The following is a 23,459-nucleotide window of genomic DNA, read 5'->3' on the forward strand; positions in this document are numbered from 1 at the left end:
AATTATGGGCTTCCTATGTAATATTGCGTAAATGTTTCGATACTTCCTGTATATTCCTGTATTTATCCTTCAATAACCAAATCATTAAGCGGTAAATACTCGATAGGACAGGTTACATTGTCATCAAAAGTTACAATTTCAAAGTTATCTTCGTTAGACAGTATTTCACGTACTAATAAATTATTTAGAGCATGACCAGATTTATAGGCATTAAAACGACCTAAAATTGGGTAGCCAATCAGATGTAAATCTCCCAAAGCATCTAAAATTTTATGACGAACAAACTCATCGTTAAAACGTAAGCCTTCGGCATTAAGTATGTTGGCATCATCGATAACGATGGCGTTTTCCATACTGCCGCCAAGTGCTAAGTTATTTTGACGTAGTGCTTCTATATCACGTAAAAATCCAAAAGTACGCGCAGTGCTTAATTGTTCGATAAAGTTCTGTGTAGAGAACTGCAACTGTGCATGCTGAAAGTTCTTATCAAATGCAGGATGATCAAAATCAATTTCGAAATTTAATTCATACCCTTCATAAGGACGTAGCTCTGCCCATTTATCTTCTAGCTTCACTCGTACTGGCCGTATAATTTTAATGAATTTCTTGGCCGCTTCTTGCTCACAAAATCCTGCATCTAGTAAGAGCGCAACAAAAGGCGCAGCGCTACCATCCATAATTGGTATCTCTGAAGCAGAGACACGAATCAATAGGTTATCCACTCCTAGACCAGCAATGGCACTAAGCAGATGCTCAACCGTGCCCACTCGCGTACCACCAAACACTAAGTTTGATGACATCATCGTGTCTTGTACTAAAAACGCACTCGCTGGAATTGATTGACTACCTTCTATGTCAGAGCGCTCGAAAACAATACCAGTGTCAATTGGCTGTGGATGAAACTCCAAGTCAACAGGCTGACCACTATGTAGACCAGTACCCGTAACGGCTATTGCTGTTTTTATGGTTCTTTGGTTCATGGTTGTCTTCTCACATATTTTGTTACAATTGACATAGTGTACCATTACCGACCCCTTATTCGCTATATATAAAAAGCGCTAATTTTCTTATCTCCTTGATTGATAACACTTATCGTCAACTTCCTATTGCTGATTTTTACTTTATATGGTCTATCTAATGCTATAAAAAAGTGAGACTCACATAATTTTCGACAGTCATATACATATAGATTACATAGAAAACTGTCATGACTTTTCTTATAGAAACGGTTCATCTTTCTTTAAACACAAAAAAACCAGCGTTGAAACGCTGGCTCTTTCTTACTTACAGTAAATTAGAATTACTATTTATTCTGTTGACGCTTTAAATAGTCCTGAATACTGTTTGTTTTCGTCTTAGGCTGCTCTTGAGGTGCACTTGCACTAGGACGTGCAACGCTATCTTGATACTGCTGAGCTTGAGACTGCTTCTGACTGTTTAAAGCGCTGGTATGCACATTAGGATCGACAGGTTGCGTGCTATTAACAGAAGGTACTGGCTGCTCTACTACTTCTGGCTCTTGACCTGCGTTTTCATCTAACGTTAAGCCAGTTGCGATGACAGTTACATGTAAGTCGTCACCCATTTTTTCATCAATCACAGAACCGTAGAAAATATGAGCGTCGTCAATATCAGTAATTTCTTCGACTATTGCACTGATTTTGCTCATTTCATCTAGTGACAATGACTCTGAAGAAATAACGTTAACCAGTAGACCTTTTGCATTTTCTAAACGCAAATCATCAAGTAGTGGTGATCTGATGGCTTTTTCAGTCGCTTGACGTGCACGATCATCACCGCTGGCACGGCCAATACCCATCATCGCATGACCTTTCGCAGTCATCGCCGTACGGATATCGTTAAAGTCAATATTGATCATACCTTCGCTAGCGATGGTTTCCGCAATACCTTGAACAGCATGCAGCAATACATCATCCGCTTTTTTGAAAGCATCTTGCATAGAGATGTTGCCGTATACACTCATCAACTTATCATTTGGAATCGTGATAATTGAGTCGACAAAGTTAGTCAGCTGCTCAATACCTGCTTTAGCAGCTTTGATACGCTTACCACCTTCGAATTTGAATGGTGTGGTCACAACCGCAACGGTCAGCACTTCCATTTCTTTCGCAATACGAGCAACAACTGGCGCTGCGCCTGTACCAGTACCGCCGCCCATACCAGCAGTGATAAACACCATATCTGAGTGCTCAAGCAATGCACGAATCGCTTCTTCTTCGCTCTCTGCTGCTTCACGACCCACTTCTGGATTTGCGCCTGCCCCTAGACCACGGTTCGTTTTTGCACCCAGTTGCAGTTTGTGCGGTGCAGTAAGACGATCTAGCGCTTGTTTATCTGTATTGGCACAAACGAACGTTACGCCTCTGATGCCTTGCTGTACCATATGTTCAACTGCATTACCGCCGCCGCCACCAACACCGAATACAGTGAAGCTTGCTTGGCCATTGTTTTGAAGCTGATTATCATCTGGCATGGTGTATTTTGACATAAAAAAGATTCTCCAGTTGCAGATAGCGTGTAAGTCGATACATAGTAACGCACTCATGTGGCGCGCTATCGACATACTATATATAAATGTATTTAAATAAAACAGGGTATGGCTAAAATCGATCAGTATAGACAATAATATGTCATTATCACTTAATACTTTATTTTTAAAACTAATTTATTCGCAATATTGCTCTATTTTTTTTGCTTAACTAACTTAGAGACATTCCATAATGTATGGATGCTCTAGATATGAGGTTAAACGAATCTATAGTATTTTCTTTAAAACATTTGCAAACCGTTGACCCGCACTCCGAAATACGCCTGATACTCGATTGTTTTGAATCGCTTCAGGTTCACTTTTTTCGCTACGGCGGAATTGCTCGCTCTGACTATATAACAATGTGCCAAAAGCCGTCTGATAAGCACGGTCATTCACTTGACTATTTAATAGCTTAAACGACTCATCATTATCAAAATGATTATAAGCACTGATAGCAGGATGAGTATTGGTCAGTACGACAGGCATTTTTAGTAGCTTTTTGGCAAAGGGTATCATACCTTTAATCGTACTACCGCCGCCAGTCAACACAATCCCTTTATCGATATAGCCTATCAAACCTGCTTCGTGTAATTGACGCGCTACTTCAGTAAATATCTGAACGTAACGAGCTTCAATAATACGTGCCAAGTTATAGATACCAATATTAATTTCGTCGCCCGAGCCTTGAGGCTTGAATAAAAAGAAGGCGCTTGGATCGACACTATTAACATCAGCTGTACCATGAGACTTCTTCAGCTTTTCAGCTTCAATCATGGAAATACCAAAATCAGCTGAAATATCCATTGTCACTTCATGACTGCCTGTTGCTATACAGTGTGTAAAAATCAACTTATTCTCTTTATACACACAAATGCTGGTCGTACTAGCACCGATATCTACTAAGCAAACGCCTTGCTGGCGTTCCTCAGTCATCAAACTATACTCAGCACTGGTCACTGCATCAAAAACAATATGATCAATGCCGACGTCACAACTTTGCAATAGTTTTTGGATATTCTGACGGCTGGCAACAGGCATCATCATCATGTGGTACATCACGGTGATATTGTGTGCCATCATTTCGATGACATCATCCACCATAAAGTCTTGCTCATCGACATAAATACCTTGCTGACAGCAATGCATCAAATAATAGTCAGATGATAAATCACGCGACTTTGCATTGGCCAATGCTTGTACCATGTCTTTGGCACGTACAACTTCATCTTCTACTTTGACCTCTCCAGCACTGTTTTTGCTAGATAGCTCAGGGGTCGCAAGCGTTAACCAAACACTATGTACACGGCAGTTAGCGGTGTCTTCTGCTTCTTGGATAGCTTGTTTGATAGCACCTTGCAGACGTTCACGATGCTTTATTTGACCTTGATAAAAATCGCTGTTTTTAACTTGTCCTACGCCCAAAATACGAATGTCTTTTGCAGAGACAACATTGCCTATGACGACATATACTGCCGTGGCACTTAGATGGACAACAACCAGATTTTCATTATTTTTCATGGTACCAGACAAATTATCGCTAAATAGAAGAGCAAGTGATGCTCTTCTATTAAATCATTAAAAAAAGCGTTACTAATACGCTATGATGTTGTATATATTTTCTTCAAACTAAATAAACCGTATTAGACCACATCGGTTATCTATAGATGTAGTGCTTACTTAGGCTATTCTGATTCAGCACTCTGTGTCACGTTCCAAGCGATGGTAAAGCCATTTTTATATCGTAAATCTACAGACTGTATTTCATTTCGACGCGTACTTAACTGATTGCCAAGCAGCTGGCTTAAATTCAGTAGTTTTTGCGCCGTATTTTCATTGTCTACAATCACACGTAATCCATTGTCAAAGCGGATTAGCCAAGTCATTCTCGGTGACAGAATGATATCTTCGACCTGCATACCAAGCGGTGCATACCAATCATTGACCTGCTGCATTTGTTGCATAATAACTGGCGCTTGAGACATCTCACCCTGTAAGGTCGCAAAACGTTCTTGTGTTAAATCTCTACTATCAGCAGGAACAAATACAGCGCCTTTTGCATCGACCAAACGTTCTGTACCAAAATTAGCAACTGCTTGCTTGGGTAATGCATTGATGACGATGCCGCGTTGCCAATCACGAGAGATACTCACTTGGTCTACCCAAGCTAAGCCCATCGTGATGTCGCGCAATGCTTGCAAATCAGAAGTAAAGAAGCTACTTACTTGTTGTTGTTCCATCACATCTTGCAATGAGCGATATTGAGCAGCAGACAAACCTTGATTACTGACATAAATATTTGCTGGCGGTGCATCACGTAACGCTTTGCCGCCCATCATTAATATTAGCACTAGCAAACCTAAGACCAGTATCATAAATAGATACTTTACCGTTGCCGGTATTTGGATCTTAGATTTTGGGCGACCGGCTTTATCACTCATCAAGTCAGTTACCTCGTTGACAGTTTGAGCCATAACGACCTTTGTCCCTATATTTGCATAAAACTGATCATGCTATTTATTGATATAAATCTGCGTATTTTTGGCAGAAGCTTATTAAGTCGATATGTTATCAAATTTTATTAAAAATATAGCTTATATACAGCGATTACGTTGATTTAAACGTAACATTTTTCTTAAATTATGAATAAGTTATCAGTTGTATTCACAAAACAACATAAATATCACCGAAATAGACCTATTCTTACAATATTAACGTATTTTATTGTTAAACAATAGCCAAACACTGACTAGCAGCAGCGAATTTACACAAGTTTACATGAAGCTGTGGTATAGCAGCTCTAGTGACACAAAGAGTCATCACTATCTGCTCAATTTAGTTGATTTGACAGTTATAGCGTTTGTGCCAAAATGTGCCAGCATAGTGCATCAAAATCTAATCCACGAGCTTTGGCCGCCATCGGCACCAAACTGTGACTGGTCATACCTGGTACGGTATTGATTTCGAGCAACCAAAAATTGCCTGCTTCGTCTTGCATAGCGTCAATACGCCCCCAGCCTTTTGCATCTACTGCACGAAATGCTGCAAGGCTTAAATCTTGCAGGTGCTTTTCATCAGCAGCGCTCAATCCACAGGGAATGTAATAACTGGTATCGTTACGATTATACTTGGCTTCAAAATCATAGAAGTTAGTAATGTCGGCAGGCTCAAGGCGAATAACTGGATAGGCTTCGTCATCGATAATAACAATCGTAAATTCGCGACCTGTAATCCAGCGCTCAGCCATTACCGCATCACCACATTCCACTGCAGTTGCATAAGCGGCAGGCAGCTCATCAAGATGATTAACCTTAGTCATGCCAATGCTTGAACCTTCATGAACTGGTTTAATGATAAGTGGCAAACCTAGCATGTTAACCACTTGCTGCCAGTCAGTATCAGCCGTCAATAATGCAAATGGTGCAGTTGATAAGCCGCAACCTTGCCACAGTTGTTTGGTACGTACTTTGTCCATACCTAGTGCAGACGCTAGAATCCCTGAACCAGTTTGCGGTATATCAAACCACTGTAATACGCCTTGCAACAAGCCATCTTCGCCGCCACGACCATGCAACACATTAAACACGCGGTCGAATTTGCGTAGCTCAGTAATGTCTTGATGCTTTGGATCAAAATGAGTGGCATCAACGCCTTGGTTTTGGAGCGCTTGTAATACTGCCGCACCACTGTCTAAAGACACGCTGCGCTCATTGCTACTGCCACCATAAATAACGGCTACTTTGCCAAACTGACTGGCATCTTTTACATGAGTCGTCGTGTCTACAGATGTATCATTGGTAGCTGTATTTTGAATGCTATTATTGTCTTTATTATCAGTTGTCATGAGGATCATCCCTAAATTTTAGCTTACTTAATATAAAGGTTATTGGCAGCCAAATCGATAGCAATCTGCCCGACATTACCAGCGCCTTGGGTAATCAGCATGTCGTTGGCTTTCAATAAACGCTGCATGACAGGTGCAAGATTGTCTTTATCAATAATAGTCGGTTCAACTTCACCGCGCAAACGGATACTACGCGCTAGTGACTTGGTATCAGCGCCCGTAATCGGACTCTCCCCTGCTGAATAAACATCTAATAATAATAGCTCATCAACGCTCGATAGCACTTCTACAAAATCATCGTAGCAATCACGGGTACGGCTGTAACGATGTGGCTGAAATAGCATCACTAAACGACGATCAGGGAAGCTTTGACGAGCGGCTTTGATGGTCGCATCGACTTCTTTTGGATGATGACCATAATCATCAATCAATAAGACATTACCATCATCGATATCGACAGAAGCGTGCTGCTCAAAACGACGACCCACGCCTTCAAATTTCTGCAAGGCACGCTCAATCGCTGCATCATCAACGCCTTCATCGGTCGCCATCGTAATAGCAGCAAGAGCGTTATAGACATTATGTGTACCAGGGATGTTCAACGTTAGGCGTAATGGCTCACGGTCACGGCGCAGTACGGTAAAATGAGTTTTGGTTCCTTCCGTTACCAAGTCTACAGCTTGCACATCATTGAACGGCTCTAGACCAAAGGTCAACACTGGACGACCGATATCATCGATCATTGCATATAGTTCAGGGTCGTCACCGCAGACCACTGCCAAACCGTAAAACGGCATATTTTGTAGAAACTGGATATAGGCGGCTTTTAATTTATCAAAGCTGTTCTCGTAGGTTTCCATATGGTCTTGGTCGATGTTGGTCACAATCGCCGCCATCGGATGCAATGACAAGAACGATGCATCAGACTCATCAGCCTCTGCTACCAAGAAACGGCTGCTACCCAATGCCGCATTTTTGCCTGACGCATTTAACTTACCGCCAATGACATAAGTAGGATCTAGCTGTCCCTCTGCCATCATTGTGGTGAGCAAACTCGTCGTTGTCGTTTTGCCATGCGCGCCAGCAACCGCGATACCATGACGATAGCGCATTAGCTCACCAAGCATATCGGCGCGGCGTACCACTGGCAGACGAGCTTCAAGTGCTGCTTTTACCTCAGGATTGCTACGATCAATCGCTGATGAAACAACTATGACGTCAGCATTGGCAATATTTTTAGAGTCATGGCCAATCGATATCTCAATACCAATTTGCTGGAGACGCTTAGTCACCAAGCTTTCTGCGATGTCAGAACCACTGACCTGATAGCCTTGATTGTTCATCACCTCAGCGATACCGCACATGCCTGAGCCACCAATACCGATAAAATGCAAATGCTGAATGCGGCGCATTTCTGGTATTTCAATCAAACGCTTAGGTAGAGCTTTCGCAGAGGTAGGCATAAGGATCTCTCTTTATTAAAGGTCAATAAAACTTAGTAAATTCAAATAAGGGGTATGAGCGACAGACTATAGCGCTTGCCAAATGATGTCAGCAACTTGCTTACTCGCACTACGGTTGGCCAATGCATGGCCTTTTTTAGCCATTGCCAAGCACTTCTCTCGATTGAGTACGCCAAGCTCGTCACTGAGACTTTTGGCAGTTAGCTCTGACTGTGGCAATAAAACTGCAGCATCATGAGAGGTCAACGTGCGCGCATTAGCCGTCTGATGATCATCCACTGCATGCGGTAGTGGTACAAAAATAGCGGCGATGCCGACGTTTTGAATCTCGGTCACGGTCAATGCACCTGCGCGGCAAACAATGATGTCTGCCCAGTTATAAGCTGCAGCCATATCATTGATAAAGGGCTGTACAGTAAACTGATGGTTGTTTAGGTTTTGTGCGCTATAAGCTGCTTGCGTGGCTGCTTCATTGTTGCGTCCACACTGGTGTAGGACTTCAAATGGTTGATCTAGTAATGCTAATGCTTTTGGTACTGTATCATTTAATACCTGAGCGCCAAGTGAACCGCCGACTACCAACAGTTTAAGTGGTGAACTGTCATTTACATCGTAGCGTATGGTTGGCTCTGCGACACCAGTAATGGCATTACGTACAGGATTGCCCACTGTCTCAAGCTTGGCATCTTGCTGACTATCGGCAAAGGTATTTTCAAACGCTTGTAAGGTTTTGGTCGACAGTTTAGATAGGTAGCGGTTACTCATGCCAGCGATGGCATTTTGCTCATGGATAATCAAAGGCGTATTAGTCATACGCGCAGCGATACCGCCAGGTGCAGTGACATAACCACCGAACCCAACGACCACGTCAATCTGATTACTGCGAATCACTTTTACGGCTGCCATCGTCGCAGCTAGCAGAGTCATTGGTAGCTTCAATAATCGACCAACACCTTTGCCACGAAGCCCTTGCATATTAATAGCATGAAAGGGATAACCTGTCGGCTCAACCAAACCATTTTCCATACCGTTTGGCGTTCCCAACCAATGAATCACCGCACCGCGCTGGGTCAGCTCGTCGCTCACTGCAAGCGCTGGAAAAACATGCCCGCCCGTACCAGCTGCCATCATCAATATATGCGGTGTTTTCATGAACGCCTGCCTATCTTTACTTTATTTATATGAAGGGTTTATCTCACTGCTGCAGTGACAATTATGAAAAATAATGACCTAGCCAAAGCCCGCATAGTATAGAGGAAATCATTGTCTTATATACAGTACTTTATGCAGCAAAAATAACAAAAATCCAAGCCATGATCGGTCATAGCTTGGCGTCGTGTAATACTAGTAAACGATAAGAAAATCCAATGACTAACAATACCTCAAAATATGGGTTTTACGTAGTCAAAATATTCCTGAACTCAAAACTTTCCTGAGTATAGCTAAAGCTACGCAGTAAATTTATTCTCAATCGCCATGATAAAGTCGGTCGCGATATCTGTACCGCATTGGTCATCAATCTCACGTACGCATGTTGGGCTAGTAACGTTAATCTCAGTGATACGTCCACCGATCAAGTCTAGACCAACGAACATTAGGCCTTTTTCTTTGACGATTGGTGCCACAACTTCTGCTACTTGACGTTCAATATCAGTCAATGGCATGGCAACACCGCTACCACCAGCTGCTAGATTACCACGGGTCTCGCCTTTGGTTGGAATACGAGCCAAACTATAATCTACCACGACTCCATCGACGATCAATACTCGTTTATCGCCCTCTTTGATTTCTGGCAAATAACGCTGCGCCATAATGGGCAAAGTCTCAAGCTCAGTCAGTATCTCTAACGTCACTCCGATGTTTGGGCTATCAGCGGTTAAACGAAAGATACCAGTGCCGCCCATACCATCTAGTGGCTTGACGATGACGTCCTGCTGTTCAGCGATAAACTTACGAATGTGTGCTTGTTTGCTAGTCACAATCGTTGGGCTCATATAATCGCTAAACCACGTCGCAAATAACTTCTCATTGCAGTCGCGAATCGCCTGTGGGTCATTGACTACGAGCACGCCTGCTGCTTTGGCATGGTCAAGCATATAAGTGGCATAGATAAAGCGCATATCAAACGGTGGATCTTTGCGCATCAAAATCACGTCATAGTCGGCGACTGGCCCTGTGCTTTTATCACCCAATGTATAGAAATCTGCAGGATCACGCTTTACTGTCAGTGGCTGCGTATCAACCATCAACTGACCACGGTCCAACCACAGGTCATGAATCTGACAATAACCGAGCTGATGGCCACGGTCTTGAGCGGCCCACATCATAGCAAGACTGGTGTCTTTTTTATAATTGACCCGCTCGATAGGATCCATAATAACGAGTATTTTTAGCGACTTTTCTTGTTTTTGTTGGCTCATGATAAAACTCACTTACGTTATATTATTAATATGAAACACACCTACTAAACAACATCAGTGCCCAACTATACGCCGTACTGCTCACGGTAGTGTTGCATTTTGGCTAACTGGGTCGCGTCTTTATGCTGGCCGTTTCGTGCACCATGGTCATCGGCCAAATAACTGATCAAGTCATCAATATCAACCAATGCACGTACGGGCACTTCTAGTGTCGCGGCAAGCTCTTGAATAGCAGAGTGATCTGCTTGACCTTTTTCTTTACGATCAAGTGCGACGAGAATACCAGCAACGCTTGCGCCTGCTTGCTCTAAAATATCGACCACTTCGCGCATGGCTGTACCCGCTGTGATGACATCGTCGAGCACCCAAACGGCCTTGCCAGTTACGTCAGCACCGACCAAATTGCCGCCTTCGCCGTGAGTTTTGGCTTCTTTACGGTTATAGCCCCATTTGGCATTGATGCCATGATGTAGCCATAACGCTTGCGCCGTCGCTGCGACAAAAGGAATGCCTTTATAAGCCGCACCAAAGATAACCAGTTCTTGCTCATTACCGCCATTATTTGCCGCACTTATTTGTTCAGCTAAGGCATCTGCATAGCCGCGTGCTAGCAGTGACAACATCTCACCAGTCGCAAGCAAGCCTGCATTAAAAAAGTACGGACTGATACGACCAGACTTTAGGACAAACTCACCAAACTTTAGCACTTGGTTGTCGAGAGCCAGTTGAATAAATTGATGAGATGAAAATGTAGGGTCTTGAGGGCGTGTTACATGAGACATTATGACATTCCTATCAGCAAAAAGAGGGGGCAAAAAATTTGCATTATTGTACGCATTATTGATCAGCTTGACCAACCATTGATCTCATAATCCTGCATATTGGCATAGCGAGTCAGCAAACCACTACGCGACGAGATATTAAAATAGCTCTGTCCATCTGCTCGGACTTGTATCTCCCAGCCCAAATGATAAGCGGCAACAATAATATGGCCAGCAAATAGTCGAATCTGACGATATGCGTGGCGCTGCGATGGCTCACAAACGATTTGACTCAGCAAATAGCTACGCACATACTGACAAATTTCTGCGGCGCTATAACTATGATTGATACTCTTACGGGTACTACATTGCTTTAGCGCATGGACAGCCACGCTACATGCCATAATATCCGTGGCCAAACTACCCTCGCCTGTTTCAAACTGCTGCGGCTGTAGTATCACTTGCCAATCATCGGCATACAGACTGTTGAGTAGCTCATCAGGATTATAGCGTTTGGTCAATGCGCGCATAGATAATAATGCAGAATTTTGAGCCTTGCTGTCATTGTTTGAATCGTTGTTTGAATCGTTATCTGATTCAGTCACTGTAGAGTTATCAATAGGCAAAAACCCATAACGGTTCAGTTTTGGATAAGCGCGAATCGCCTGTTGAATATCCGACATATCTAATAATGTCATATCTGATAATGTCGATATTAACGGCTGCTCACTATGATTCTGATAAAAGCTATCCGGCAATTCGATAAGCTGTGCCGCATTCAGCAATGATAAATGCTCAGCCAGCGCTTCTGAAGCAATCAGCGACCACTTTGACAAACTGTCTGCATTGGGCTGATAGAACCGAGTCGAGTTACCGTAGAGCCTACGCAGTTGACCATTTAGGCGACGAGCAGGCTCAGGAATATCACTTAATGGTCTGGCAGGGTCAAGAGGAGATTGTTTGGGATCAAAGTTAGGATGTACGATCGCAGGTTGCTGCGAATCAGCTAGCATAGACGATTGACCAGCCTTTTTTTGGACGTGACCTTCTGCCAGCTGCCCGCCTTCTGTTGCCAGATTAGCATGAGACAAACGGTCATCAGAAGTAGAAGGCTGGGACATGAAATCTCCATAAACTATAAAATAAATAAGAACGATTATACCAAGGACTATTTTACTCTTTAGGGCTCAGCTCTAAAGGCTTACTCTTGATAATTCAAAATATCTCGGTAGCCTGTCTGCCAATCAGCATAATCAAGCCAAGCTAACGGAATGTTGCTGTGCAAGCGTTTTCCTGTCACTGAGGTTTTTGTATTATCAATAGTAGGAGGTGTCTCGCCAACCTGCTCACTAAGCCAAACCCCTAGTTCAAACGTAGTAACAGGTCTATAGTCCGTCGCTAGATAGACAGGTTTTGGTGTCTCTATCGTCAACACTTTGGCGATGATATTGACCAAGTCGCGATCCATAATACGGTTGCTCCAATGCTCAGCTGGCACTGGATCTTTATTTGGCTCACGAGCCTTACGTAGTCGCATTAAGCGCTCGCGACCGTAGATACCACTGGGGCGAATAATAATGGCTTTATCACCGAAGCCTTGTTGCAGCGCTTGTTCTGCTTGCAATATCACTTTGGAAGCTTCGCGCTCAGGGGTAATAGGCACAGTATCTTCATCAATCCATTCGCCACTATCCTGCCCGTAAATACCCGTTGAGGAAATAAAAACCACGCGCACAAGGCTGGTTAGCTTATCCGCAAGCGTTGCCAAATGCTGACTAATCGCTAGATAACTGTCGTGATAACCGCTGGTTGAATACTCGTCAGGGGTGACGATAATCGCAATATGAGTAAATGCTTGTAGCTGCTCAGCAGTCAAAGTCAACGCATTAGCCTGCAAAAAATCTGCACTATCTACCAAATCATAGTATTCGCGCTCACTACGAGCCAGCCCAGTCACACAATAGCCATCTTGGCCGAGTTTATTGGTCACTGGTAGGCCAATATCACCTTGTCCGATAATCAGTAAATTTTGCGTACTCATTTTATATCCTTAAAAATAGCGTCTGTATGACAATTGCACATCGTCATTGGCATCGACGCGATCTTGCCAATCGTAGTTGGCATTGATGCGTAATGCTTGTTTTTTATCGATATCGTATTGCAGACCTAAGCTTGAGATCGGCTGCCAGTAATGACCGCGAACGTTAGAGTCATCACTGCTGCCATGATACCAATATGGCAATTGCAATTCAGCCTGCGCGCGTAACTGATTGTTAATCTGATAACGGCAGCCAGCATTCACGCCTGCGCCTACGCGAAAACCTTTATTAATCCCGCGCCCGGCTTGCCCTTTCCCTGATAATAGGGCATAGCATAGCTGTGGCGGCATCTCACCAGTACCAGCACTAGGTGTACCGAACGCCCACGACCAGCCAGTTTCATAGCCAACGCTCCCAACTAAATGATCCCGACCCTCGGCTTGCGAGCCATCATTCACGCGCGTCGCTTCGACACTTGCGCCCCAAATCTTGCCTTTTTTGGCAGCATTAACAGGGTTAAAAGAGCGGCCACGAATCAAAGTGACGTTTTGCAAGACCACACTGTCTGGCTGGTTGGGCTTATTATCATCTGTGTCATACAATCGTAATGTCGCAGCCAGCCCTTCTAAATTAAAAAACTGTGGATACCCTGAAGCGTGGTCAAGCGTATCATGAAATCCCGCTCGAAACCCAATATCCATATAGTCATTGTCACCACGCTGCCCTATACCTATCGTGCCCAACTGTAGCGGATGCCTGTCTATCGGATTATTATCCGATACGTCGATTTGACGCTTGAGTAGTGTTTGCCCATCATCTGACATGCTCGATACAGGGTTGAGCTGCGCAGACTTAATTTCATTCACGGTTTGTTTGGCGCTATTATGATAGCCCAACTGCGCGCGCTGTTGTTTTTTCTCATTGAGCTGAGCTTGACGCAAAGTATTATCAGCAGGCGTATAAGTGGTACTTGCCAGCAACTGCTCATTATTTAATAGCTGAATCACATCAGAAGGCACGACAGCATAAGACAGCTGGCTCAATAGATTTTGCTGCGGGCGGACAACATCAATGAGACGCAGAATCTCAGAAGCACAATTATCCGTAGTGAAATAATACGGCATCTTTAACGCTTTGGTTTCCCAAACGTGACGCATAATCTGCTGCACTTCCGCTGGTGTCAAGCTCAACTGATATGTCCACGTATCACGTTCATCATCTTGCAGGTATTTCGCTAGCATCTCTGGATATGGGTCAATTTCGATAGCGCTGTTGTAGCTACCAATCATTGACTTGGTAGCATAGACTGGAAAACTGTCGTTTGGATCACCGTCTACCGTATAGTTCAGCGCATAAGCCTTATCAATTTGGTTTGGATTGGCGATACTCGCTTTTGAGTCAATGCGTAGTAATGTATGAGCAAATGCAGAGAGCGGATTGTCCAAGTACTCCTGCGCAAACATGATAGACAGCTGCTCAGGCGCCAATGTCGACATCCACTCATCTAGCTCAGGACACTCAGACGAGAGACTTGCAGCATCGATCGCTAGCACCTCTGTCAACCATGCCACTCGTGCTGGAAAACGACATAAGACAGAATTATTATTGGTATCAGTTTTGGCTTGGTCGTTATCAGTTGCTGATGATGACGCCAACTCTTGTGCAAGTGCTGCGAGCATCGCATCCAACTCTGCACCTGAATCTCGTTGACCATTTTTACTTAAAAAAAAGCTCGAATCATCAACCAAACTCTCTGTTTTCTTTTTACCCAATACACTGTTTTTATCATCGTAAAAATACAACAAGCGTCGCCATGTTGTATGCTGTGCCAACTTGTCTGCTTTTACTTGCTGCCGCCATGTTGATAGTAGCTGCTCTGTCTTTAAGCTTGATTCAGATAAAGTACTATTTTGAATATTAGGTTCAGCACTATTAATATTATCCGGCTCGGATAATGCATCTGAATTAGAATAAGTAGGTGCTGTGCTAGTAGGTGCTATGCTAGATGCGTCAGGTGACAATGCATCTGATTCAAGGACGGACAGGGGCGTTGGTAGAAATGCCTGTGTTTGAGCCGAGAGCAGCAACCCTGCTACAGCCAATGGTAGACGTGCTCGCAGGCCAATGGGCATTAGCGTACAATCGATAGGTATGGACGTCAGTTTTATAGACATGAGGTAAAATCTCGCACGTTATTATTCATACGCTATCAGCGTTATTAAAGTTGCTGGGTCAGAAAATCATACACGTCGCCCACTATCATTTAACTATTTAGATAGATTTTTATCACACCATTATCAATACTAGTATAAAAAGAGAGCATTATGCCTGCATCATTGCCAAACTCATCATCTACGTCGTCAATGACTATCAAAGATGGTCTACTATCGGCAGCCATTTGGCTGGCCTCACCCAATTACAATGTAAGGCCAAAAGGTTTAAGTATTGACGCTATTGTCGTACACAATATTAGTCTACCACCGAATGAATTTGGTGCCTGCGACACTAATGGTACGCATTACGTGAAAGCATTATTTACCAATCAATTAGACTGGGATGCTCATCCTTACTTTCAAACAATTAAAGGTGCAGAAGTATCAGCGCATTTATTTATCGAACGTGATGGCGCTATCACTCAGTTCGTCAATTTCAACGAACGGGCGTGGCATGCTGGGCGGTCTAGCTACTTGGGTCGACCTGAATGTAATGATTATAGCATTGGCATCGAGCTCGAAGGGTCGGATTTTGTGTCCTTCACCTCTGCTCAATATGAGCAGCTAGCCAAAGTAATTGCCGCCATTTATAAGGCCTACCCCAAAACACGCCGCCACTTGACAGGCCATAGCGATATCGCGCCTGGGCGTAAGACTGACCCTGGTGATTATTTTGAATGGGCAAGGTTGCGCCAGTTAGTTACTGATGCAATGAAAAACGATGCACCGTCACATAAGTGATTTCCACACTCAATCCATTTATCTCAATGGTGAAAGTGATATAATTCGTCAGTTTTTCATCCATATCACATCGGCACATAACTCAATATACAACTTAGCAAGATAGGTTCTCATGGCAAAAAGTCGGTTATTTCGTTCAACCATGGTGGTCAGCAGTATGACCATGTTATCGCGTATTTTAGGTTTGGTACGTGATGTTGTATTGCTAGGGGTTTTTGGTGCAGGTGGTTTGATGGATGCCTTTTTAGTCGCCTTCAAAATCCCAAACTTCTTACGACGACTGTTTGCAGAAGGTGCGTTTAGCCAAGCTTTCGTGCCGGTACTGTCCGAATACAAAGAAAAGTACAGCTTGCAACAAGTGCAGATTTTGGTCAGTCGAACCTCGGGTGCATTATTGCTAGTGTTATCGATGCTTACGGTGGTGGTCATCTTAATCGCACCTTGGGTGGTGACATTGTTTGCCCCTGGATTTGCCGATCAACCCAACAAGTTTGCCATCACTGCTGAATTACTGCGTCTTACCTTTCCGTATTTGCTATTCATCTCTATGACAGCCTTTGCGAGTGGTATTCTACAAAGCTACGGTCGTTTTGCCGCACCCGCCTTTGCGCCCGTGTTATTGAACCTGTGTATGATTGGTGGTGCTCTGATTTTTGCGCCAATGTTTGATACACCCATCATGGCGCTTGGCTATGCCGTTGCTATCGCAGGTTTGCTACAGTTTTTGATTCAACTGCCGCAGCTCTGGCAACAAAAGCTGCTTGTCGCACCAAAGATTGATTTTCAGCACGAAGGTGTTCGTCGGATTTTAAAGTTGATGTTACCTGCTATCTTTGGTGTTTCTGTTACTCAGATTAATTTACTATTAAACACCATCTTTGCCTCGTTAATGATTGGCGGTTCCGTCTCTTGGCTCTATGCAGCTGAACGTATGAGCGAGCTACCATTAGGTCTGATTGGTGTGGCAATTGGTACCGTCATATTACCAAGCCTATCAAAAAGCGAAGCTCAAAAGGACGATGTCAGTTTCAAAAAGACCATCGACTGGGCAGCACGTCTTATCATCTTGGTCGGTGTGCCTGCCTCGGCTGCCTTATTTGTACTGGCAGATGTATTGATGCAAGCACTATTTTTACGCGGTGAGTTTACCTTACGTGATGCCCAAATGAGTTCACTGGCCTTACGTAGTATGGCAGGTGGTATCTTAGGATTTATGCTCATTAAGATTTTTGCCCCTGCATTTTTTGCGCGTCAAGACACCAGAACCCCTGTAAAAATCGGCATCATTTCTGTCATCGCTAATATGATTTTTAGTGTTATTTTTATCGGGATATTTTACTTTTTAGAGATACCACTACATGGTGGTCTGGCATTGGCTACGACTGGCGCTGCTTTTGTAAACGCAGGCTTGCTATATTACTTCTTACATAAGCGTGATATTTTCCGTTTCGGTCCACATTGGAAAAAGCTATTTACGCAATTTGCTATCTCGACTGGCTCTATGATTGGCGTGCTTTATTTTATGCTGCCTTACTTTCCTACCGATGAGGCTCAGTGGCAACGTATCGTCGCACTGATCATTATGTGTGCCATCGGAGCGCTGGTTTACGGTGTTGTATTGCTAGCAACTGGGTTCCGTCCGCGTCAGCTAAAGCACGGCTAGGATAAAGTATAAGCAAACTCATGGCAGGCTTACGAAACCAAAACAAGCCTGTTATGAGAAATGACAATGCTCGCTGCTGATAATTGTCATAATAGATCATTAATGAATAAATGACATTTGAGGTTTGATATGACAACGAAACAGCCAATCTTTCAGCGCTTACCAATTTTGCTAGCAACTGGTGTACTAAGCACTGGATTACTTATTAGCGGCTGTAGCAATAATGAGTCGGCTGAAACTGCTACCGATAATGAAGATGTGGCAGCGACTGTTGATACCTCGGAAGACGTTTCATTGGACAATGATACGACTGACCAAGCAGAGATTGCTGAAAGTGCTAGCGAAACAGGCGAAATTACAGATAGCGCTGAAAATAAGACAGCAATTGATAGTGATAACATTAATCCAGTCACCGATGCGACCAAACAGAAAAGCCTAGTGACTAATCCGACTCAAGCCGGTACGCCAGAAGATACTGTCAAGCAAGCCCTAAACAGCTTATATTACGGTGACGTGAAAGATGCGGCGTCATATTACCAAGTCGATATGGCAAACTTCGAAGAAGAGCTTGCCAATACTCAGTCTGCGTTTCAGCAAACGGTGGATGGCGTTACGATTACTGATACCAAATACAATGATGACAAAACTCGTGCCACCATTACTGGCGAGCTGATGCTAAAAAGACAGAGCGAACCTGCACCACTGACCTACCAGCTACAGAAGATAGAAGGTCAATGGAAGATTTTAGGTTAGAGCGTTTTAAGTTAAATTGTTTCAGGTGCTTTATCTAAAATATCGTCTGACGTGACTGCTTTGCCAAGCATCACAACATCAGCGATAAACCCTTCCATATCGCAAACTTCGGGCATATAACCCCATTGTTCAAAGCTAAGCTTACGGAACAATCCTAAGCTTGGATGGTTATGAGCAAAGACAAGGGCGATGATATTTCGAATACCTAGGCTTGGTGCTTGCGTCAACATCCAACGGGTCAGCAAACTGCCTAACCCTTTGCCTTGATAATCTTGATTTAGATAGATGCTAATCTCGGTACTGATGTGATAGGCCGTACGTGCGTACAAATCGCTAAAGCTGCCCCATGCGACTATCGGTGCCTTTGTTTGATCTACATCATCTGATGATAGTGCTTTGACTACATATATCGGTCTGGTTGCGCTATCCAAATGCTCTTCAAACCAAGCGGCACGCTCCTCTAGCGTAACCAATGCAAGATTGGCTGTTGCTTGTTTGCCCGGTATGCTTTGATTATAAATGGCTAAGACTTCTGCTAAATCTTCTTTACTTGCACGCTGCACAACGAACTGATCGGTAAGCTGATATGTCGATAGGTCGGTTGGTATGGTATTCAAGGCAGCAGCAGACATAAGATCTCCATCGTTGTCGAGATTGTTGTTAGGATTACTATTAGCATCATTGGCAATAAAGAATAGCTACCCTACGTGCCATACTTGCATTACACGTAGACTATAGGATGTTAGTGTGGCTATTTTACTTTATAATGGCTGGTTTTAGACACATCAATTTTAAGCATAGATGTGTTTTTTCGTTTTTTATTTGGTCTCATCATAGCTGAAAACTTATGAAAACCTATTTTCTTGAGCAACTGATTTCGTCGCCACATTCTTCATCTACGGACACTGTCCCAGTAGAGTTGGCATCTTGCGTGCTCACTATCGGCAATTTCGACGGTGTGCACCTTGGTCACCAAGCCATGCTAGCCCAAGTTCGTGAGATTGCACATACCCAAAATTTGGGTGCGGCGGTCATGATATTTGAGCCGCAGCCACGCGAGTTTTTTGCACCTGCTAAAGCGCCTGCACGCCTGACCAATCTGGCAGAGAAGCAAGCACTGCTGGCAGAATATGGTGTTGAAACATTGATCGTAGCAGGTTTTGATACAGAATTTCGCTCGCTATCAGCACAAGCATTTGCCGATATATTAGCCAAGCGTTTGAACGTAAAAGCGTTGGTGCTGGGCGATGACTTTCGCTTCGGCCATGACCGTACTGGCGACAGTCAGTTTTTGCGTGATTATGGTTTGGATGTGACTAACCTGCATACGGTCACTGATGGTCATACTAATAACGATCGCATTGATAGCGGCAGTATCGATATTATCGATAACGACGCTGCACGTATCAGCTCTACTCGCGTTCGTGATTTATTATTGGCAGGCGACATTCAAGCGGCAAACAGGTTACTTGGTCGTGACTATGCCATCACAGGAACCGTCGTCCGTGGCGATCAGATAGGTCGTACTATGAACTTCCCTACCGCCAATATCGATTTGCAGCGAATAAAACCGGCTTTGCACGGTATCTTTGCAGTCGATGTGGTCAGCCTAGACGACGATGGAAATGTCATAGCGAATGGTTTGAGCAAGCATGCAACTGACGACAAGATAGGTATTGCAGGGCTGCGAGCACATAGTTTGTTTGGAACCGCCAGTGTCGGTATCAGACCTTCGGTGAATAAAGGCAGTGATTGGCGCTTAGAAGTCCATTTCCCAGAACTGCAAGCTGATTTATATGGATTGAATTTGCAAGTACGCTTCTTACACTTTTTGCATGGTGAGCGCCGTTATGAAGGCTTAGAGGCGTTAAAGGCTGGTATTCATCAAGATGTCGCTGATTTACTTGAGTGGCGTAAAAAACAAGCTTAAGGTTTAGCTAACCTCACATCATCCGCATAGAAAAGCCCCACGATAATATCAATATCATGGGGCTTTTTATTAATTATATTTCATTGGTTACATTACAGGTTTTTAGGCATCGGGATGCATACGCACGTTCAAGTCATCGATGACTTCAACCCATGCTGCGTCTTTTTGCCATTCTTCTTGCAAAAACATGCGCTGGTTGTCCGTCCAAACGCTTGCTTCAGTTAACTTTTCTTCGCTTGATAATGGGTTATTTTCGACAAAGTTATCAATCGCTTCGTCAGTGTTATCAAGACCCAATTGAGCAAATAGCTCATTCATATTATATTCTGGTTCACCCAACATAATTTTTCCTTAAATATTGTGAATTAGTTATTATTCAAATTGACTTAATTATTGTAGCAAGCTTTATTTAAAAAGCTGTTAATCAACGTTTATCTAACGTTATCAATTGTGTTAATGGCAAATTTTTATCCATTTAGCCAATTCACGATAAAAAATCATGAAACTGGTTCAGACAGACACAAAAAAGCCCTCATATTTCAGAAGGCTTTTTTTGACTAAGAACTGATCATACTCAAAGCAAACTTATGGTAGTAAGTGTGCTACCGCATCACGCTCTTCACTAAGCTCTTGCTCAGTGGCAGCCATTTTCTCTTTCGAGAAATCTGATGATACGTCAACGCCGTCTACGATAGACCAGTCACCGTTAGTGCATGTGCATGGGAATGAATAGATCAAACCTTCAGCAATACCGTATTCGCCGTTTGAGTAAACGCCCATAGATACCCAATCATTTTCATCAGTACCTAGCGCCCACGTACGCATGTGTGCGATAGCAGCGTTGGCAGCAGAAGCCGCAGATGATGCACCGCGAGCTTTAATAATCGCAGCACCGCGCTGTTGTACTTCTGGGATATAAGTCGCTTCGTACCATTCACGATCAACTAAATCTAGAGCAGGCTTGCCGTTTACCGTACAAGCAGTTAGATCTGGATACTGAGTTGACGAATGGTTGCCCCAGATGATCATTTTTTTCACGTCATTTACAGTGCTGTCAGTCTTACCAGCCAACTGCGCCATAGCACGGTTGTGGTCTAAACGAGTCATTGCAGTGAAGTTGCGTGGATCAAGATCTGGCGCATTGCGCTGAGCGATAAGTGCGTTGGTGTTGGCAGGGTTACCGACTACCAATACTTTTACATCACGGCTAGCGACTTCGTTCAATGCTTTACCTTGTGCTGAGAAAATCGCAGCGTTGGCTTCTAGCAAATCTTTACGCTCCATACCTGGGCCACGAGGACGTGCACCAACCAGTAAAGCATAATCGATATCTTTGAATGCGACATTAGCATCGTCAGTTTGGACGATACCAGCCAACAATGGGAATGCACAGTCTTCTAGTTCCATGACCACACCCTTTAGGGCGTCAAGAGCTGGCGTAATTTCAAGTAATTGCAAAATAACTGGCTGATCTTTACCTAGCATCTCGCCAGATGCAATACGAAATAGCATCGCGTAGCTGATATTACCAGCGGCACCAGTGACGGCAACACGTAAAGGCTGTTTCATTGACATTGAATACTCCCTAATTAATTATTAGATAATTCTAATGAACGATTATCATTTTAGATATCGACTTGTTTGCCGCATAGCAGCATGTATAAACCGAGAGCTAGTGTAGCACTTCATCGCAGTGACCGTCTAGATACAGTCATAGACCCGTCAGGGATTATATTGTTACATTTTATACGAGAGGAGCTCTATAGAGGCTAAGCGCTTACGAATAAAGCGCTAGAGGGTTTCAGTACATGATAACTAAAGCATATTTTCACTGTATTATACGTAGATACAATGGTCAAAATAGGCAATTTGCACTATTAAGTTGGGCTAAGTGAAATGAAAAATGGTATCAAAAAAGAAGTTTGAGCAGGTAACTAAGTAAAGGCTATCGTCCACCTGAAATGATAAATTTACTGCCACAGCTGTCTATAACGTCATGACAAGTGCCAAAATCACTACCTTCATAACACACGTGTATATCAGTAAGTATCGATTGGCGACGGCTGCCTTCTTGACAGATGAGATCCACACTGTTTGATGACATACCACTATTGAGACGGGTCATTTGACTGATAAATCGTGATTTGGAAACGGTATAACTATTACCCGTATTTAACTCGTTCGGTAATTTCAATCCGCCTGCATAATTGGTAATTTGGCGGAAGTAACTGCTAGCGCTAAGCGGACTACAGGCTCCGTAACGTTGCCACGTTTGGCTACGTACCGTTGTGTCAGGCATGATTCGGTTAACGACTTTTAGTTGTAGCGGGGTGAGACGTGGCTCACTACCACGACCGCAGCGCTCGCCATATCCCATATCCAGACCAGATACGGTCAATGAATACCCTTCTAAACACTGACGCATACGTGCCCGCGTTGGCTGCATATTACATAATGCTGGGGTCATCTCAATCATCAATACGCGCTGACCAGTCTTAACCGTGCTAGCCGCCTGTGCTGGTAGCAGTATAACGCCTTGTATAAGTATTAAAGCGCCGAAGCTCATCGTTGCTTTAGTACTACCTACACGGTGTTTGCTAGCCAAACCTGCACGCAATCGCATCATAGAGTTAGCAGCCTTGTTGCTCAGGTTTGTATCTGTCTTTGTATTTGCCTTCGATAAAAAGCATATCCGATTAGATAATGAATATTTGGTTTTTGGCGACGTAGACAGACTAAAATATTTTTTGATCATAGGACTGAAGGCAGTTAGTTAGCAATGATAAGACATAGGCTATAACTTAAATCATTAGACGCGATACATAAAACACGTATTGACCTAAGAACAAGACTGAAAAATAGGGTTTCCCATTAAGGCAATGGTAACAAAACGTTTTTTTTAATCTATAGCAAAAACGTAAACGTTGACGACATCGTCAGGAATCTCGATAAATGTTGATAAAGCACTGAAGGATAAAGACTGTAAAATTTGTCTTAGCCAGATGAGTGCTGCCTGAGCACATCAGAGTTGATCAATTGACAAAGCAAATTAGCAGATAAAAATAAACCACTAACAATAAATCA

Annotated in this window: 20 protein-coding genes; 4 read left to right on the top strand and 16 right to left on the bottom strand. The window is 43.5% G+C overall.

The window, feature by feature from the left end:
* Positions 1–62 precede the first annotated feature (62 nt).
* The 12 genes from lpxC to ACQKCG_RS08055 form a co-directional block, all read right to left on the bottom strand.
* Positions 63–980 carry a UDP-3-O-acyl-N-acetylglucosamine deacetylase gene (lpxC, locus tag ACQKCG_RS08000; protein ID WP_166739242.1) on the bottom strand — a complete coding sequence of 306 codons (918 nt, stop codon included), beginning with the start codon at positions 978–980 and terminating at the stop codon, positions 63–65.
* A 323-nt stretch (positions 981–1,303) separates the two neighbouring features.
* Positions 1,304–2,509: a cell division protein FtsZ gene (ftsZ, locus tag ACQKCG_RS08005; RefSeq protein WP_057761433.1), complete on the bottom strand. Its 1,206-nt coding sequence runs from the start codon at positions 2,507–2,509 to the stop codon at positions 1,304–1,306.
* 267 nt (positions 2,510–2,776) lie between these two features.
* The gene (ftsA, locus tag ACQKCG_RS08010) at positions 2,777–4,069 is read right to left on the bottom strand and encodes a cell division protein FtsA (protein ID WP_057761435.1); all 1,293 of its coding nucleotides are present in this window, start codon (positions 4,067–4,069) and stop codon (positions 2,777–2,779) included.
* Positions 4,070–4,233: 164 nt separating this feature from the next.
* On the bottom strand, positions 4,234–5,022 hold the full coding sequence (locus ACQKCG_RS08015; RefSeq protein WP_101205773.1) for a cell division protein FtsQ/DivIB: 789 nt from the start codon (positions 5,020–5,022) through the stop codon (positions 4,234–4,236).
* Positions 5,023–5,399: 377 nt separating this feature from the next.
* The gene (locus ACQKCG_RS08020; protein WP_220455997.1) at positions 5,400–6,392 is read right to left on the bottom strand and encodes a D-alanine--D-alanine ligase; all 993 of its coding nucleotides are present in this window, start codon (positions 6,390–6,392) and stop codon (positions 5,400–5,402) included.
* 23 nt (positions 6,393–6,415) lie between these two features.
* The gene (gene murC, locus ACQKCG_RS08025) at positions 6,416–7,855 is read right to left on the bottom strand and encodes a UDP-N-acetylmuramate--L-alanine ligase (protein WP_101205772.1); all 1,440 of its coding nucleotides are present in this window, start codon (positions 7,853–7,855) and stop codon (positions 6,416–6,418) included.
* A 66-nt stretch (positions 7,856–7,921) separates the two neighbouring features.
* A complete protein-coding gene (murG, locus tag ACQKCG_RS08030) occupies positions 7,922–9,007 on the bottom strand; it encodes an undecaprenyldiphospho-muramoylpentapeptide beta-N-acetylglucosaminyltransferase (RefSeq protein WP_101205771.1) in 1,086 nt (361 codons plus the stop codon).
* Between the two features lie 296 nt (positions 9,008–9,303).
* Positions 9,304–10,275, bottom strand: coding sequence for a glutathione synthase (gene gshB, locus ACQKCG_RS08035; protein WP_101205770.1), 972 nt, complete (start codon positions 10,273–10,275; stop codon positions 9,304–9,306).
* 65 nt (positions 10,276–10,340) lie between these two features.
* A complete protein-coding gene (gene pyrE / locus ACQKCG_RS08040; RefSeq protein ID WP_101205769.1) occupies positions 10,341–11,057 on the bottom strand; it encodes an orotate phosphoribosyltransferase in 717 nt (238 codons plus the stop codon).
* A gap of 62 nt (positions 11,058–11,119) precedes the next feature.
* Positions 11,120–12,157, bottom strand: a complete 1,038-nt coding sequence (locus tag ACQKCG_RS08045; protein WP_101205768.1) for a hypothetical protein — start codon at positions 12,155–12,157, stop codon at positions 11,120–11,122.
* An 80-nt stretch (positions 12,158–12,237) separates the two neighbouring features.
* Positions 12,238–13,077, bottom strand: a complete 840-nt coding sequence (locus tag ACQKCG_RS08050; protein ID WP_101205767.1) for an SDR family oxidoreductase — start codon at positions 13,075–13,077, stop codon at positions 12,238–12,240.
* A 9-nt stretch (positions 13,078–13,086) separates the two neighbouring features.
* Positions 13,087–15,249 carry a DUF4105 domain-containing protein gene (locus ACQKCG_RS08055; protein ID WP_101205766.1) on the bottom strand — a complete coding sequence of 721 codons (2,163 nt, stop codon included), beginning with the start codon at positions 15,247–15,249 and terminating at the stop codon, positions 13,087–13,089.
* 150 nt (positions 15,250–15,399) lie between these two features.
* On the opposite strand from ACQKCG_RS08055, the gene ampD reads away from it, so the two are divergent.
* From ampD to ACQKCG_RS08070, 3 genes are all read left to right on the top strand, one after another.
* A complete protein-coding gene (gene ampD / locus ACQKCG_RS08060) occupies positions 15,400–16,029 on the top strand; it encodes a 1,6-anhydro-N-acetylmuramyl-L-alanine amidase AmpD (RefSeq protein WP_101205765.1) in 630 nt (209 codons plus the stop codon).
* A gap of 112 nt (positions 16,030–16,141) precedes the next feature.
* The gene (gene murJ / locus ACQKCG_RS08065; protein ID WP_101205764.1) at positions 16,142–17,692 is read left to right on the top strand and encodes a murein biosynthesis integral membrane protein MurJ; all 1,551 of its coding nucleotides are present in this window, start codon (positions 16,142–16,144) and stop codon (positions 17,690–17,692) included.
* Between the two features lie 129 nt (positions 17,693–17,821).
* Positions 17,822–18,445, top strand: coding sequence for a hypothetical protein (locus tag ACQKCG_RS08070; RefSeq protein WP_101205763.1), 624 nt, complete (start codon positions 17,822–17,824; stop codon positions 18,443–18,445).
* 11 nt (positions 18,446–18,456) lie between these two features.
* Here ACQKCG_RS08070 and ACQKCG_RS08075 read toward each other — a convergent pair whose 3' ends face one another.
* Entirely contained in the window at positions 18,457–19,077 is a 621-nt protein-coding gene (locus tag ACQKCG_RS08075) for a GNAT family N-acetyltransferase (protein ID WP_101205762.1), read from the bottom strand.
* 215 nt (positions 19,078–19,292) lie between these two features.
* Between ACQKCG_RS08075 and ribF the strand changes: the two genes are divergently transcribed.
* Positions 19,293–20,375, top strand: a complete 1,083-nt coding sequence (gene ribF, locus ACQKCG_RS08080) for a riboflavin biosynthesis protein RibF (RefSeq protein WP_101205761.1) — start codon at positions 19,293–19,295, stop codon at positions 20,373–20,375.
* A gap of 102 nt (positions 20,376–20,477) precedes the next feature.
* On the opposite strand, the gene ACQKCG_RS08085 is transcribed toward ribF, so the two are convergent.
* From ACQKCG_RS08085 to ACQKCG_RS08095, 3 genes are all read right to left on the bottom strand, one after another.
* Complete coding sequence (locus tag ACQKCG_RS08085) at positions 20,478–20,717, bottom strand: DUF2789 family protein (protein ID WP_101205760.1); 240 nt, start codon at positions 20,715–20,717, stop codon at positions 20,478–20,480.
* A 243-nt stretch (positions 20,718–20,960) separates the two neighbouring features.
* Positions 20,961–21,950, bottom strand: a complete 990-nt coding sequence (locus ACQKCG_RS08090) for a malate dehydrogenase (RefSeq protein WP_179797575.1) — start codon at positions 21,948–21,950, stop codon at positions 20,961–20,963.
* 370 nt (positions 21,951–22,320) lie between these two features.
* Positions 22,321–23,001 carry a hypothetical protein gene (locus ACQKCG_RS08095; protein ID WP_227522950.1) on the bottom strand — a complete coding sequence of 227 codons (681 nt, stop codon included), beginning with the start codon at positions 22,999–23,001 and terminating at the stop codon, positions 22,321–22,323.
* Between the last annotated feature and the right edge of the window lie 458 nt (positions 23,002–23,459).

The organism is Psychrobacter sp. NPDC078929, from assembly GCF_050267985.1.
Lineage (GTDB): Bacteria > Pseudomonadota > Gammaproteobacteria > Pseudomonadales > Moraxellaceae > Psychrobacter.

Excerpts from the sequence above, each read along its gene's own strand:
- murJ (WP_101205764.1), top strand. The coding sequence starts at position 16,142 with ATGGCAAAAAGTCGGTTATTTCGTTCAACCATGGTGGTCAGCAGTATG.
- ACQKCG_RS08095 (WP_227522950.1), bottom strand. The coding sequence starts at position 23,001 with ATGATGCGATTGCGTGCAGGTTTGGCTAGCAAACACCGTGTAGGTAGT.
- ftsA (WP_057761435.1), bottom strand. The coding sequence starts at position 4,069 with ATGAAAAATAATGAAAATCTGGTTGTTGTCCATCTAAGTGCCACGGCA.
- ACQKCG_RS08090 (WP_179797575.1), bottom strand. The coding sequence starts at position 21,950 with ATGTCAATGAAACAGCCTTTACGTGTTGCCGTCACTGGTGCCGCTGGT.
- ACQKCG_RS08085 (WP_101205760.1), bottom strand. The coding sequence starts at position 20,717 with ATGTTGGGTGAACCAGAATATAATATGAATGAGCTATTTGCTCAATTG.
- murC (WP_101205772.1), bottom strand. The coding sequence starts at position 7,855 with ATGCCTACCTCTGCGAAAGCTCTACCTAAGCGTTTGATTGAAATACCA.
- ampD (WP_101205765.1), top strand. The coding sequence starts at position 15,400 with ATGCCTGCATCATTGCCAAACTCATCATCTACGTCGTCAATGACTATC.
- ACQKCG_RS08070 (WP_101205763.1), top strand. The coding sequence starts at position 17,822 with ATGACAACGAAACAGCCAATCTTTCAGCGCTTACCAATTTTGCTAGCA.
- ACQKCG_RS08015 (WP_101205773.1), bottom strand. The coding sequence starts at position 5,022 with ATGGCTCAAACTGTCAACGAGGTAACTGACTTGATGAGTGATAAAGCC.
- ACQKCG_RS08075 (WP_101205762.1), bottom strand. The coding sequence starts at position 19,077 with ATGTCTGCTGCTGCCTTGAATACCATACCAACCGACCTATCGACATAT.
- ftsZ (WP_057761433.1), bottom strand. The coding sequence starts at position 2,509 with ATGTCAAAATACACCATGCCAGATGATAATCAGCTTCAAAACAATGGC.
- ribF (WP_101205761.1), top strand. The coding sequence starts at position 19,293 with ATGAAAACCTATTTTCTTGAGCAACTGATTTCGTCGCCACATTCTTCA.
- murG (WP_101205771.1), bottom strand. The coding sequence starts at position 9,007 with ATGAAAACACCGCATATATTGATGATGGCAGCTGGTACGGGCGGGCAT.
- ACQKCG_RS08050 (WP_101205767.1), bottom strand. The coding sequence starts at position 13,077 with ATGAGTACGCAAAATTTACTGATTATCGGACAAGGTGATATTGGCCTA.
- ACQKCG_RS08045 (WP_101205768.1), bottom strand. The coding sequence starts at position 12,157 with ATGTCCCAGCCTTCTACTTCTGATGACCGTTTGTCTCATGCTAATCTG.
- ACQKCG_RS08055 (WP_101205766.1), bottom strand. The coding sequence starts at position 15,249 with ATGTCTATAAAACTGACGTCCATACCTATCGATTGTACGCTAATGCCC.
- lpxC (WP_166739242.1), bottom strand. The coding sequence starts at position 980 with ATGAACCAAAGAACCATAAAAACAGCAATAGCCGTTACGGGTACTGGT.
- ACQKCG_RS08020 (WP_220455997.1), bottom strand. The coding sequence starts at position 6,392 with ATGACAACTGATAATAAAGACAATAATAGCATTCAAAATACAGCTACC.
- gshB (WP_101205770.1), bottom strand. The coding sequence starts at position 10,275 with ATGAGCCAACAAAAACAAGAAAAGTCGCTAAAAATACTCGTTATTATG.
- pyrE (WP_101205769.1), bottom strand. The coding sequence starts at position 11,057 with ATGTCTCATGTAACACGCCCTCAAGACCCTACATTTTCATCTCATCAA.